This window comes from Stutzerimonas azotifigens (assembly GCF_013522725.1).
GTDB lineage: Bacteria > Pseudomonadota > Gammaproteobacteria > Pseudomonadales > Pseudomonadaceae > Stutzerimonas > Stutzerimonas azotifigens_A.
Genome location: NZ_JAAMRF010000002.1, coordinates 350,869 through 363,286, shown reverse-complemented (window position 1 = coordinate 363,286; position 12,418 = coordinate 350,869). Strand labels below are relative to the sequence as shown.

12 protein-coding genes are annotated in these 12,418 nt (G+C 60.5%); all 12 read right to left on the bottom strand.

What is annotated here, in order from left to right:
* Positions 1–86: 86 nt before the first annotated feature.
* Positions 87–521, bottom strand: coding sequence for a YkvA family protein (locus tag G7026_RS04675; RefSeq protein WP_181069593.1), 435 nt, complete (start codon positions 519–521; stop codon positions 87–89).
* Between the two features lie 720 nt (positions 522–1,241).
* The gene (locus tag G7026_RS04670) at positions 1,242–1,553 is read right to left on the bottom strand and encodes a ComEA family DNA-binding protein (protein WP_181069592.1); all 312 of its coding nucleotides are present in this window, start codon (positions 1,551–1,553) and stop codon (positions 1,242–1,244) included.
* A 122-nt stretch (positions 1,554–1,675) separates the two neighbouring features.
* Positions 1,676–2,917, bottom strand: a complete 1,242-nt coding sequence (flgL, locus tag G7026_RS04665; RefSeq protein WP_181069591.1) for a flagellar hook-associated protein FlgL — start codon at positions 2,915–2,917, stop codon at positions 1,676–1,678.
* Positions 2,918–2,929: 12 nt separating this feature from the next.
* Entirely contained in the window at positions 2,930–4,927 is a 1,998-nt protein-coding gene (gene flgK, locus G7026_RS04660; RefSeq protein ID WP_181069590.1) for a flagellar hook-associated protein FlgK, read from the bottom strand.
* Positions 4,928–4,930: 3 nt separating this feature from the next.
* Positions 4,931–6,118 carry a flagellar assembly peptidoglycan hydrolase FlgJ gene (gene flgJ / locus G7026_RS04655; protein WP_181069589.1) on the bottom strand — a complete coding sequence of 396 codons (1,188 nt, stop codon included), beginning with the start codon at positions 6,116–6,118 and terminating at the stop codon, positions 4,931–4,933.
* A gap of 10 nt (positions 6,119–6,128) precedes the next feature.
* Complete coding sequence (locus G7026_RS04650) at positions 6,129–7,235, bottom strand: flagellar basal body P-ring protein FlgI (RefSeq protein WP_181069588.1); 1,107 nt, start codon at positions 7,233–7,235, stop codon at positions 6,129–6,131.
* 13 nt (positions 7,236–7,248) lie between these two features.
* The gene (gene flgH, locus G7026_RS04645; protein ID WP_181069587.1) at positions 7,249–7,944 is read right to left on the bottom strand and encodes a flagellar basal body L-ring protein FlgH; all 696 of its coding nucleotides are present in this window, start codon (positions 7,942–7,944) and stop codon (positions 7,249–7,251) included.
* A 29-nt stretch (positions 7,945–7,973) separates the two neighbouring features.
* On the bottom strand, positions 7,974–8,759 hold the full coding sequence (flgG, locus tag G7026_RS04640) for a flagellar basal-body rod protein FlgG (protein WP_181069586.1): 786 nt from the start codon (positions 8,757–8,759) through the stop codon (positions 7,974–7,976).
* A 45-nt stretch (positions 8,760–8,804) separates the two neighbouring features.
* Complete coding sequence (flgF, locus tag G7026_RS04635) at positions 8,805–9,545, bottom strand: flagellar basal-body rod protein FlgF (protein ID WP_181069585.1); 741 nt, start codon at positions 9,543–9,545, stop codon at positions 8,805–8,807.
* Between the two features lie 204 nt (positions 9,546–9,749).
* Entirely contained in the window at positions 9,750–11,246 is a 1,497-nt protein-coding gene (locus G7026_RS04630) for a flagellar hook protein FlgE (protein WP_181069584.1), read from the bottom strand.
* A 32-nt stretch (positions 11,247–11,278) separates the two neighbouring features.
* Positions 11,279–11,959 carry a flagellar hook assembly protein FlgD gene (flgD, locus tag G7026_RS04625; protein ID WP_181069583.1) on the bottom strand — a complete coding sequence of 227 codons (681 nt, stop codon included), beginning with the start codon at positions 11,957–11,959 and terminating at the stop codon, positions 11,279–11,281.
* A gap of 15 nt (positions 11,960–11,974) precedes the next feature.
* Positions 11,975–12,418, bottom strand: coding sequence for a flagellar basal body rod protein FlgC (gene flgC / locus G7026_RS04620; protein WP_181069582.1), 444 nt, complete (start codon positions 12,416–12,418; stop codon positions 11,975–11,977).

The window sequence follows — 12,418 nt, the reverse complement described above, 5'->3', positions numbered from 1 at the left end:
CATCGAGATTTCAATGGGAGAGGATCTTAACAGTCCGCAGCGTCTGCAAAAGCCGAGAAGTACACAGGACGGCAAACAGCCGTGGTTCAGGCCTTGGCTTCGTTCGCAGCCGGCAGGCGCTCCAGATCGGCTTGCTTGGAGGGGGTCTGCGCCTGGCGCCAGGCGCGGAAGGCGTCGAGCTCGTGGGACCACTTGTTCATGACCCAGCCAAGCACGGCGATGTCGTCGAGAAAACCTATGCCAGGCAGCCAGTCAGGGATGGCATCCAGGGGCGATACGAAATACAGCAAGCCAGCCACCACAGCGAGCAGTGCCTGGGTGCTGACCGCCCGGTATTCACCGCGCCACCACGCAACGCACAAGGATTGCAGGGTTCGCAGGTCGTCACCGATACCGCCAATCGCACCCCGCCCAGATTTTCGTTTACGCGCCACAGCCATGAGCAACATCGGCAGGCGGCCACGACTGAGAACGCGTTGCGCCAAAGGCAGATATCGCAGGAATTTCCAGGGTGCTTTCATGGGTCACCTCTCGCAAAGCGCCGCTGCGCATGGCGTACAGAGGTTATCCACCGAACCTGTGGATAACCTTGTGAACAGATTATGGATGACTGCGCCAAACGCCCGCCTGATGCGGGGTCCGTACAGATCGACGATTTTTTACACAGCGTAGAAATTTGTTAATAATCAATGAGTTAAAAATATCCTAAAGCTTCTAGGGTTTTATTCACCTCTGCCGTCCCAGGCCGTTGTGCAATGTGCATAACCGTAACACTGTCAACGCCTTTTCCTCGGTTTTCGACAAAAAAAAGGGTTGCACGTTCATGCCTCAGCCGTGCTAGCCGAGCAAGGGCGCGTTGGCAGAGCCAGCCTGAAATATGGGTTACGACTTTCACAGAAAACCTGAGCCATCTACCTCGTTCTCGCCGTTCGGGGTAAAGCTCGTGGTGTTTGCGTGAACGGGGCTTCCGACAGGCGCCTTGGCTTCAGTCCTGACTGGTCGTGCTTGCGCTGCCATGAGCCCATCGATCTGCCTGTTCTGAGCTTGCGTGTAGCTCATCTCGCGTTCAACTTGTCAGCTACGACCCAACCAAGGTCGATGACTAGTCAGTTTATTCGCGCCGAACAGTGTTTCCTGAAAACAGACGATGGGGTGATCGGAAACCTTCACCCAGACGGGGCAGACATGCCACACATAAAAAAGCCGGTGATATGACCGGCTTTTTCTACGGGCTGTTCCTATTACAAACTGAGGCGACTGCGGTTCTTTTCCAGAGTTGCGGCGCCGATGCCTTTGACTTCCAGCAGTTCGTCCACCGAAGTGAAGGGACCATGGGTGTCGCGGTAATCAACGATGGCCTTGGCCTTGGTTGCGCCGATTCCCGTCAGCTCACGGGTCAGGGTTTCGGCATCGGCGGTGTTTAGGCTGACCGCGGCGGCTTGAATGACGGCAGCCGATTCGGCATCGACTTGTTTGGGTTCGGCAGCCTGGCCATGAATAGCGAAACTTGCGAAAAGAGCGAGGGTTGCAGCGCGGACAAACATCTTGGTCATTTCACGATCCTTATGAGTGACAACGGTAACGGCGCGGTACTTTCCTAGCGCCGCGTCACTAACTTAGACCGCCAACCGATAGCGTCAATCAGACCACACGCCTTTCGTGACCAGCCTCACAGTCAACGCATCGCATTGAACAGGTTCAGGCTGCTGATCTTCACGTAACTTTGCTGGGCGGCCTCGAGAATGACGGTCTGGAACGACAGCCGCGACAGCGCCTCGGCATAATCCAGTTCACGCAACTCTGCCTGAACCGACTTGTTGACCAGCGTGACGTCCTGGTTGTCGGTCATAGTGGTTTCGATCACGTTCAGGCGTGCACCGATCTTGCCGCGCGTGGCGTCGACATTGACCATCGCGTGGTCGAGGTTGGTCACCCCCAGCGCCACGGCATCGCGAACATCGTCATTGCTGCTGTTGGGGTTATCAAGGACCGCCCGCAAATTGGCGATGGTATTGAGAATGCCCTGTTTCTCGCGTGGTTCTGCCGGTGGGACGATCTGCACGATCTCGCCTCCTACCGCCTCACCGTCAAGCTGCAATGTCACGCCGCGGAAGACCAGCGTGTCGGACTTGGTCGGATCGTTGTCCATTCTCCGATCCGCAGCCAGCGGCGTATCGTCCTGCGCACGCGGCAGGCCGTAGATCGAGTAACTGCCGTCGGCGTCAAATTCGAGTTCGATGCCACCAGGCGGGAAGCCCTCATTGGCCCCAAAGGCCACCTCGTCGCTGACCAGCGGCGCGGAGACTCGTAGAGTCGAATCCTCAGGCGCCGTCAGTGTCCGGTCAAGACGGCCTGCATTGGTGATGTTCTCGAAAATGCTCTTGCCGCTATCGCTGATGGGCATGTTCAGCGAGCTGGCGATCTGCAGGGTCCGTTGGCCTTCGTCGCCTTTGTACTCATAGCTGCCACCCTCGATCACGAACGGTTGAGTCTTGCCCTGAAAACCGGAGAACAGATACTCGCCCCGCGCGTTGCGCGTGTTCATCAGTGACATCAGCTCGTCTTCACGCTCACCCAGCTCGGCGGCGATGGCTTTGCGGTCATTCCCGCTCAACGCACCGTTACCCGCCTGGAGTGTCAGTTCGCGGATGCGATGCAGGATGGTGTCGACCGAATTGAGCGTCACTTCTTCCTGGGTCAGGCTGTTCTTGGCTGCAGTCAGGTTGGAGTCGTACTGGCTGAGCACATTCTGCTGCTGCTCCAGCTGCAGCAGGCGTACCGACGCGACCGGATCATCCGCCGGCGTAAGGATGCGGTTGCCGGTACTGATCTGCTCCTGAGTGCGGGTCGCATTGGCATAGTTGCGCTGCAATCCGGCGACACCGTTGTTGAAGGCTTGCAAGGTAGAGATACGCATGACGGTGCCTTATTACCTGAATGTGCTGAGCAATGTATCGAACAGAGAGCGGGCAACTTGAATGATCTGTGCCGAGGCGTTGTAGTACTGCTCGAACTTGATCAGATTGGCCGCCTCTTCGTCGAGGTTGACGGCTGACAGCGAATCGCGACTGTCGGTCGCCTGTTTGAGAATCGCGCTGGTGGCCTCTCCATCAAGGCGTGCCTGGGCCGTCAGGGTTCCGACACGTTCGACCAGTTGGCCATAACCGTCGGTAAAGGTCATGCCGCTTACGTCGCTGCTCGGATCAACGCCGACGGTCTGCTTGGTCTGCAGGTCCACCAGCTTGAGCGCATTGCGGTTATCCGACACGCCGTTCTGGTTGAAAGCGAGGGTGAAGCTGTCATTGGCTTCGGGCCTTCCGCTGACGGTGAAGCGCACGGTATTGCCAGGACTCAGGGTCAGCTCATACGTATTGACTTCGCCGGTTTTGAAATCGCCTGCCGGCACACGCGTCAAGCCGTCGACCGGGTTGCCCGCATCGTCGACGAAGCCGGTTCCATTGAACTGTAGGGTTTGCGGCAGCCCGGCCTGAATAGCGACCAGGTCGATCGGACTGGAACTGGCCGAGACCAGATCCGGCTGGCCAATGACGCCAGTACCTTTGTTCTGCACGCTCGCCTCGGAACGGACAGGTGCGGCGAACGCCAGCTGGTCGGGCTGATCGAGCACCGCCTTGATGTCCGACGCGCCGCGACGGGTGGGCTGCAGCAGGAAGCCATCGCCGGAGTCCGGCAGACCGCTTACGGAAACCGAGAATCCCTGATCGCGCCCTTGCGAATCGGTGAAGGTCAGGACGCCGTTCTGGTTGGAAACATTCATCAGCGCGCCGTCGCTGAGCCGGCGCGCCTGGTAACTGTTACCGTCGAACTCGAGCTTGTAGTCGCTGGTGGTCAGGTAGCTGGTGTTGGTGATGGACAACGACGCGTTGGCCGACGACTTGTTGGTGCTGAAGGCATTCGCGCGCAGTGCCGCAAGGTCCGGGTGGTTGTAGTCGCCGAATAACGCCGTACCGACGTTACCCTTGAGGTCCAGTCCCTCCCCGAGCTGGGTGTTGACCTGTTCGTTCAACGACAGCGCGAGGCGCCCCAGTGAATTGAGCGTGGTATCGAGCACTTCCTCGCGGTAACGAATCAGCCCGCCTATTTCCCCGCCGGTGATCTGGGTGGTGATGCCTTGGCGCGAGCCGCCACTGACGAACTGGACTTCCGCGCGGTTGGGGTCGCCCGCGCCTGGCACCACCTCCAGACGGGCCACCGAATTGCCCACCACCAGCGGCTGGCCGCTGCCGATGAAGAGGTTGAAGCTGTTGTCGTCCTGAGGAACGACGGTCACACCGATGTAGGTGGAAAGCTGACGTACGGCCTCGTCCCGCGCATCGAGCAGGTCGTTGGGGGTCTGTCCGTTGGCCGATGCCTTGGTGATGGCCTCGTTGAGGCTGCCGATGCTTCCGGCCAGGCGATTGATCTGGTCGGTGACCGCCGACATCTGCTTGTTGATGAAGGTGTTCTGCTCGGAAAGGCGGTCGTACACGGTGTTGAACCGACGCGCCACGCCTTCGGCCTCGGCCAGCACAAGCTGGCGTGCAGGAATATTCGACGGATCCTCGGCAGCCGTCTGCATCGCCGAAAAGAAGCTCTGCAGCGCTGGCGTGATGCCGGTGGTACTGCCGGCCAACAGCGAGTCGAGCTGATCGATCTGGCTCTTGTACGCCTGCACGTCGCTGGACAGCGCGGTGCTGCTGCGTACCTGGCTGGTCAGGAACTCGCTATAGCTGCGACGGACTTCCACCAGGCTGGTGCCCGTCCCGATGTAACCGGCGCCGCTGAACTGCGGGGAGCGTGTGGCTTGAGCAGCGTCCTGGCGGCTGAACCCAGGCGTATTGACGTTGCTGATGTTGTGTCCGGTGATCGAGAGCTGCGTCTTGCTTGCGGCCAGGCCGGACAAGCCGATGTTGAGAAGGTCCGCCATCTGTTAGCCCCTGCTCTGCTTGATCGATGCGGAACCTGCATCGGCTACAGTTTGATAAGTCTGCATCTTGCGGGCGATCTGGCTGATCTTGCGCGCGTACTGCGGGTCGGTCGCGTAACCGGCTTTCTGCAGCTCCTGCACGAAACGCTCGGAGTCGCCCGAATTGCCAGCGACCTTGAGCGCCGACTGGTAACGATCGCTGTTCTGCAGCAGATTCACGAAGTCGTCGAAGCTGTGCTCAAACGAGCTATAGGCACGGAAGCCCTCGACCTGCTTTACCGCCTTGCCGTTGACGTATTCGGTGGTACGCGCCTGGGCCGATTCGCCGTTCCAATTAGTGGACTTGATGCCGAACAGGTTATGGCTGTTGCTGCCATCCTTCTGGCGAATCATGGATTTACCCCAACCGGTTTCCAGCGCCGCCTGGGCTACCAGATAACGCGCTTCGACGCCCAGGCGCTTGGCGGCCTTTTCAGCCATCGGCAGCATGGTCGCCATGAACTCTTCGGCCGAGTTGAAACGGGTTTTCGAGGGTGAACCGTTCGCGCTGGATTCAACGCCATTGATCACCAGCCCCTTGTCTGCGGGCGCGGCGAAAGTCTTGGCCGGCTTCCAATCGTTACCGACCAGGGGCTGCGGCTCGCTTTCGGCGAGCAGCGCGCCGGGCATCCGCGCGTCCACTGCCGCGCCATCGGTCATCGAAGGCTGCGCGGCAAGCTTGCCAGGCAGTGCCAGACGACGCTGAGCGAGCAACTTCGAATCATCTCGCGAAGACTCGACCGCCGCGCCCGGCTTGCTCGGCCAGGCAGCGCCTTGGGTCTCGGCTACCTGGGCGAACGGATTGGGGCGGCTCGGCGCTTCGGTCATCTTGCTCATCTGGCGCACCAGCACATCGGCCAGGCCCATGCCGCCTTCCTTGGAAAGGCTCACCGACAACTGCTGGTCGTACATGTCCTGGTACTGCTTGGTCGCCTGACTGTTGAGCGGGTTGTCCTTGGCCAGCACTTCGTTGGCCGAGCGCATCGATTTAAGCATCTCGTTGAGAAACAGCGACTCGAACTCCTGCGCGACCTTGCGAACGTTTTCTTCGCCGTCGCGGTCCTTGCCCACCTTGAGCTGGTTCAGGCGATTGAGGTCGCTATAGCTTCCGCTATCGACGCCACCGCTCACACCACCGAGTCGAGTCTGCATGTCCGTTTCCTTAGATCACGATCAGGTCGGCCTGAAGCGCACCGGCCTGCTTGAGCGCTTCGAGGATTGCCATCAGGTCGCTGGGCGCTGCGCCAACCTGGTTGACTGCGCGCACGATTTCATCGAGCGTGGTTCCGGGGCCGAACTTGAACATCGGCTTGGCTTCCTGCTCGGCCTGCACCCTCGAATTGGGCACGACCACCGTCTGGCCACCGGACAGCGGGTTGGGCTGGCTGACCGTCGGGTCTTCGCTGATGGTCACCGTCAGGCTGCCATGGGTCACCGCCGCGGGTTGAACCCGCACGTTCTGGCCGATCACGATGGTGCCTGTACGCGAGTTGATGATGACCTTGGCCACGGCCTGGCCGACCTGGACTTCCAGGTTTTCCAGGATCGACAGGTAGTCGACCCGCTGGCTCGGATCCAGCGGCGCGGCCACGCTGATCGAACCGCCATCGATCGCCTGAGCGACGCCAGGGCCGAGCAGGTCGTTGATCTGGTCGACGATGTTCTTCGCGGTGGTGAAGTCCGGACGATTCAGGTTCAGCGTCAGGGTGTTGCCCTGGTTGAAGGCGCTCGGCACCGACCTTTCGACCAGGGCGCCGCCTGGAATACGACCGGCGGACGGCACGTTGACGGTGATCCGCGAACCATCGGCGCCGCCGGCGTCGAAACCACCGACCACCAGGTTGCCCTGGGCGATGGCGTAGACGTTGCCATCGATCCCCTTGAGCGGAGACATCAGCAGGCTACCGCCGCGCAGGCTCTTGGCGTTGCCGATCGACGACACGGTAATGTCCAGCGTCTGGCCCGGTTTGGCGAAAGGCGGCAGCTCGGCATGAATGGACACGGCCGCCACGTTCTTGAGCTGGATGTTGCCGCCAGCCGGCACCTTGATGCCGAACTGCGCGAGCATGTTGTTGAAGCTCTGCACGGTGAACGGCGTCTGGGTGGTCTGGTCACCGCTGCCATTGAGGCCTACGACCAGGCCGTAACCGATCAGCTGGTTGGCGCGCACGCCCTGGATCGTGGCGACATCCTTGAGCCGCTCTGCCTGCACGGTAGAAGCGGCGCAGAGCGCGACGAACGCAACGACGACGGATTTGAGGAAAGTCATTGCCTGCACCTGATCAGAACGGCCACAGCGGGCTCATGAAGAAGCGATCCAGCCAGCCGGCCTGGGCGGTATCGGCGAACGCGCCGGTGCCGGAATAGGTGATGCGGGCATCGGCGATGCGCGTCGACGGCACGGTGTTGTCGGTGGCGATGTCATCGGAACGAACCAGCCCGGCGATACGTACCAGCTCATCGCCGGTGTTGAGCGTCATCCATTTCTCGCCGCGCACGGCCAGAATGCCGTTGGGCAGCACTTCGGAAACGGTCACGGTGATCGAGCCCGACAGGCTGTTGCTCTGCCCTGCCTGACCGGAACCCTGGCTCGAGCGCGACGCGTCGTACTCTGCGCCCAGACTCATGCTGTTGCCGGTAAGCGGGTTGGCCATCGACACGGCACCGCCGAACAGCGAACCCAGGCCAATATCGGCGCTGCTGCTCTTGGAGAGCTTGGAGCTGGTGTTCTTGCTCGCCTGGGTTCGCTCGTTGAGCGTGATGGTGATGATGTCGCCCACGCGATACGCCTTGCGGTCATCGAACAGGTAGGTTTCGAAACCGGACTGGTAGATCGACCCGTTGTTCTGCGCAGCCGGGAGCGGCGTGCGCGGCAGAACCGGTGCGTAATAGGGGTCGTTCGGCTTGGCCGCAGGCGCAACGCAACCTGCGAGTAGCGAAGCGAAGATCAGCGTGAACACACATACGGAGCGGCCCATAAACACCTCAAGCCAACGTCGATCGATCATTAGAGTTGCTGGGTCACGAAGGACAGCATCTGGTCGGCCGTGGAAATGACTTTCGAGTTCATCTCGTAGGCGCGCTGGGTGGTGATCATGTTCACCAGCTCCTCGACGACGCTGACGTTGGAGTTTTCCAGTGTGTTCTGCAGCACGGTGCCCAGACCGTTCAGGCCGGGGTTGCTGACCTGCGGCGCGCCGCTGGCTGCGGTTTCGAGAAACAGGTTGCCACCGATCGCTTGCAGGCCGGCCGGGTTGATGAAATCGGCGGTCTGGATGTTGCCGATGATCTGCGGCTGAGGGTCGCCCATCGTGGTCACCGAGACGGTGCCGTCTTCGCCGACGGTGAAGGTCTGAGTTTCCGGCGGAACGACGATCGCCGGCTCCAGGGCGTAGCCGTTGGCCGTAACGATCTGGCCATCGGCGTTCATGTGGAAACCACCGTCACGTGAGTAGGACACGGTGCCGTCCGGCAGCAGAACCTGGAAGAAACCACGGCCGTTGATCGCCATGTCCAGCGGCTGTTCGGTGGTCTGCAGGCTGCCGGCCGTGAAGACCTTTTGAGTGCCGGCAATGCGTACGCCGGTACCGAGCTGCAGGCCCGACGGCAATTCGCTGTCCTGAGTGGCCTGGCCGCCGGGTTGCCGGCGAACCTGATACAGCAGATCCTGGAATTCGGCCCGGTCGCGTTTGAAACCAGTGGTCGAGACGTTTGCCAGGTTGTTGGAAATGGTCGTCAGGTTCATGTCCTGGGCGGACAAGCCGGTCTTACTGACCCAGAGTGCTGGAAGCATGATGTTCTCCTCGTGCGCCGGAAACCAGGCGCTACGCGCTGGTAATTAGCTCAGTTGCAATACACGGGCCATCGCGGTGGCGTCTTCCTCGGCCGTACGCATCATCTTCACGTGCAGTTCGAACTGCCGTGACAGGGCCAGAATGGAAGTCATCTCGGAAACCGCGTTCACGTTGCTGGACTCCAGAAAGCCTGAAGTCACCCGCACGTTGGCGTCGGCCTCGACGGGCTGGCCGTCCTTTATGCGGATAAGGCCATCGCGGCCTTTTTCCAGCTGCGAAAGGTCGGGATTGACCAGCTTGAGCCGGTCGACATTCACCACGACGTTGGGGTTTTCGCCCAGAGCCCGAATGCTGATGGTGCCGTCCTGGCCCACGTCGATCTTTTCTTCCGGCGGAATGGCGATCGGGCCGCCATTGCCCAGTACCGGCATGCCGTCACCGGTGCGCAGCATCCCCAGCGCATCGATACGTAAGCTACCAGTGCGTACGTAGGCTTCGCTGCCGTCTGGCGCCTGCACGGCGAGCCAGCCCTGCCCTTCGACCGCGACGTCCAGGTCGCGCCCGGTCTCCTGCAGGGTACCGGCAGTAAAGTCGGTCCCGGGTCGCTCGGACATGGCGTAGACCCGCGCCGGAAAACTGTCACCGAACACCTGCATCGACCGCGCCTGCTCGAAATCGCGCCGAAAACCCGTGGTGGATATGTTGGCCAGGTTGTTGGCATGCGCCTGCTGTGCCCGCGTGTTCTGGCTGGCACCGGTCATGGCTACATAAAGCATCTTGTCCATCGAATCCTCCGCAGACGCGAGTTTGACGCTAAGGGTCTGTTACAGAGGTAGTTAGCAAGCGGCATGCCAAGCAAAACACGCAGATACAACCGATTGATATATAAGGATTTTATAAAAAAGAAGGGCCCCGAAGGGGCCCTGAAAGGAGAAAGACGGCGGGATACTGCCACCAGCGGCAAAAGACATTGCCGCTGGCCTGGCCCGTTAACGCAAGTTGATGATGGTCTGGGTAATGGCGCTTTCGGTTTCGATGGTCTTCGCGTTGGCCTGGTAGTTACGCTGAGCCACGATGAGGTTGACCAGTTGGTCCGACAATTCGACGTTCGAATCCTCCAGAGCACCAGCTTGCAGCGCACCGAGCGTACCCGAGCGAGGCGTGCCTACGACGGGCTCGCCCGATTCGAACGACTGCACCCACTGCGTCTTGCCGACCGGCGTCAGCCCCTGCACGTTGCCGAAGTTCGCCAGAACGATCTGTCCTTGAACCTTGGATTGACCGTTGGTGTAACGCGCAAAAATGACGCCGGTGTCGTCGATCTCGAGACCTGCCAGCTCGCCGGTGGTATAGCCATCTTGCGCCACGCTGTTCACCGCGAACGAACTGGCGAACTGGCTGGACTTGGTGAAATCGAACACGATGCCATCGGCGTTTGCGAGCGCCCCGTTGGGCGACCAGGTCGCGGGCGTCCCGCCGTTGGAGATGGCCGGCACCCAGCCGCCGGTGCCGCCGGCCGCCGCGCTATTCAGAGTCACCTTAAGATCGGGTGCAACGCTGAACAACGTCGGATCGGAACTGGTCACGCCGGTCAATGCACCGGAAGTATTGAATGTCAGCCCCATGACATAAGGCTGCGGCGGCTCCTGCGCCGGATCGGCCGGGTTGCGCCCGTCGATCAGCACCTGCATGTCCCAGGTATTGGCGCCAGTCTTGACGAAGTACTGCGTCATGACGTGGGCATTGCCCTGGGAGTCGTAGATGTTCAGCGAAGTGGAGCTGTTATAAGTGGTTGGATCGGCCGGATTGAAAGTGGCGTTGGCCCTGTCAAGCGCCAGCGACGCGTCTGCGCTCCAATTATCGGCAGTCATCCCCGCAATGGCCGCATCCCTATCAGCCGCACCATTGGCGATTCGTTGTTCAATCTCAGCTTCGTACTGGCCATTCACCTCCGCGTCGTAGGCGGCCTGCCACGCGGTCGGCGCTTTCTGAGCGGAGTTCAGGTTGAAAGCCGTTTCGATCGTGCTGGTCGCTTTCGGTGCTTGGTTGGTGGTCTGGATCTGCAGGTTTCCGACCACACCATTCTGCAGGTTGCCGTTGGCATCGACCGAATAGCCCTGCAGGTTGTAGCCGAAGTTGTCGACCAGAAAGCCACTGCGATCGGTGCCGAAGTAACCGGCACGGGTATAGCTCACCGCACCGTTGTTGCTGACCTGAAAGAAGCCGTTGCCATTGATGGCCAGGTCCAGCGCGTTCTGGGTGTAGTTGATGTTGCCCTGGTTGAACTGCTGCGAGACGTTTGACAGCAGCACGCCACTGCCCTGCGGGTTCTTGCCGGTTCCGAGCACGGACGCCGCGTAAACATCGGAGAACTCCGCGCGCGACTGTTTGAAACCGACCGTGCCAGCGTTGGCGATGTTGTTACCGGTCACGTTGAGGTCTTTGCTCGCGGCACGCATGCCGCTGAGGCCGATATTGAACGACATTTGGTTGCTCCTTTGCCGAGTGTGCCGGCGGGTTACTGACCGATAATCTGAACCTGGGAAAGCGGAACGCTGCCGATGCCGGCGAGGTTGAGCGTCAACTCACCACCGTTCTGCCCGAGGGTGACGCTGTCCACGTTGGCAGGCAGCAGGGTGTAGAGACCCTTGGTGCCATCGGCATAGGTCGCCTGAGCCTCGAATCGGTAGGTTCCGGGCGGCGCGACATTGCCGCTGCTGTCCTTGCCGTCCCACATGAAGGAGATGTTCCCGGCTTCCTGCTGACCCATGTCGACGCGACTGACAACCGAACCCGCGCTGTCATAGATGTTGACGTACACGTTGCTGCTGGACAGCGGCAAGACCAGGCTGGCCTTGAAGGTTTCGCTGGTATCGACCACTGCCTTGTCGCTTGGCACGATGACCTTGCGCCCAACCAGAGACGAGGCCTGCAACGCCTGCGAAGACTGGTAGCCGGAAAGAATCGTCTCCATGCTCGAATTGAGCTTCTCGACCCCTTCGACGGTACTGAACTGTGCCAGCTGAGCGATGAAGTCGCCGTTGTCCTGTGGGTCGAGCGGGTTCTGGTTGTTGAGCTGGGCGACCAGCAGCTCCAGAAACTCATTCTTGCCGAGGTCTTTTTTGACGGTGCGCTCTTCGCCGAACTGATACTGGTCCAGGACCGAGCCGGTACCGCTAACGTTGCCTGTAGTGCTCATGATCGTTTCGTCCGATTACTGACCGAGGGTCAGTACTTTTTGCAGCATGGTCTTGGCCGTGTTCATCAGCTCGGCATTGGTCTGGAACGAGCGGCTGGCGGAAATCATGTCGGCCATCTCCTCCACCACGTTGACGTTGGGGTAGTAGACATAGCCTTCTTCGTTCGCAGCCGGGTGATTAGGCTCGTACCGTGGCATCAGCTCGCTCTTGTCCTCGACCACGCCGAGCACCTGGACACCAGCACCAGCGCTGTCCTGCTCCGCGAAAAGCGAGCCATTGGCGGTGCCGCTGGCCTGCTGGAACATGGTGGCGAAAACCGGATGGCGCGCCCGATAGGTCTGGTCCACGCTGGACGACACCGTTTCGGCGTTGGCGATGTTGCTGGAGATAGTGTTCAGGCGCGTGCTTTGCGCGCTCATGCCGGAGCCGGCGATGTTGAATACATTGCTGAGGGACAT

What these genes read in the sequence shown, in the direction of transcription:
- G7026_RS04675 (WP_181069593.1), bottom strand. Translation starts at nt 521, where the DNA reads ATGAAAGCACCCTGGAAATTCCTGCGATATCTGCCTTTGGCGCAACGC.
- G7026_RS04670 (WP_181069592.1), bottom strand. Translation starts at nt 1,553, where the DNA reads ATGACCAAGATGTTTGTCCGCGCTGCAACCCTCGCTCTTTTCGCAAGT.
- flgL (WP_181069591.1), bottom strand. Translation starts at nt 2,917, where the DNA reads ATGCGTATCTCTACCTTGCAAGCCTTCAACAACGGTGTCGCCGGATTG.
- flgK (WP_181069590.1), bottom strand. Translation starts at nt 4,927, where the DNA reads ATGGCGGACCTTCTCAACATCGGCTTGTCCGGCCTGGCCGCAAGCAAG.
- flgJ (WP_181069589.1), bottom strand. Translation starts at nt 6,118, where the DNA reads ATGCAGACTCGACTCGGTGGTGTGAGCGGTGGCGTCGATAGCGGAAGC.
- G7026_RS04650 (WP_181069588.1), bottom strand. Translation starts at nt 7,235, where the DNA reads ATGACTTTCCTCAAATCCGTCGTCGTTGCGTTCGTCGCGCTCTGCGCC.
- flgH (WP_181069587.1), bottom strand. Translation starts at nt 7,944, where the DNA reads ATGGGCCGCTCCGTATGTGTGTTCACGCTGATCTTCGCTTCGCTACTC.
- flgG (WP_181069586.1), bottom strand. Translation starts at nt 8,759, where the DNA reads ATGCTTCCAGCACTCTGGGTCAGTAAGACCGGCTTGTCCGCCCAGGAC.
- flgF (WP_181069585.1), bottom strand. Translation starts at nt 9,545, where the DNA reads ATGGACAAGATGCTTTATGTAGCCATGACCGGTGCCAGCCAGAACACG.
- G7026_RS04630 (WP_181069584.1), bottom strand. Translation starts at nt 11,246, where the DNA reads ATGTCGTTCAATATCGGCCTCAGCGGCATGCGTGCCGCGAGCAAAGAC.
- flgD (WP_181069583.1), bottom strand. Translation starts at nt 11,959, where the DNA reads ATGAGCACTACAGGCAACGTTAGCGGTACCGGCTCGGTCCTGGACCAG.
- flgC (WP_181069582.1), bottom strand. Translation starts at nt 12,418, where the DNA reads ATGTCCCTCAGCAATGTATTCAACATCGCCGGCTCCGGCATGAGCGCG.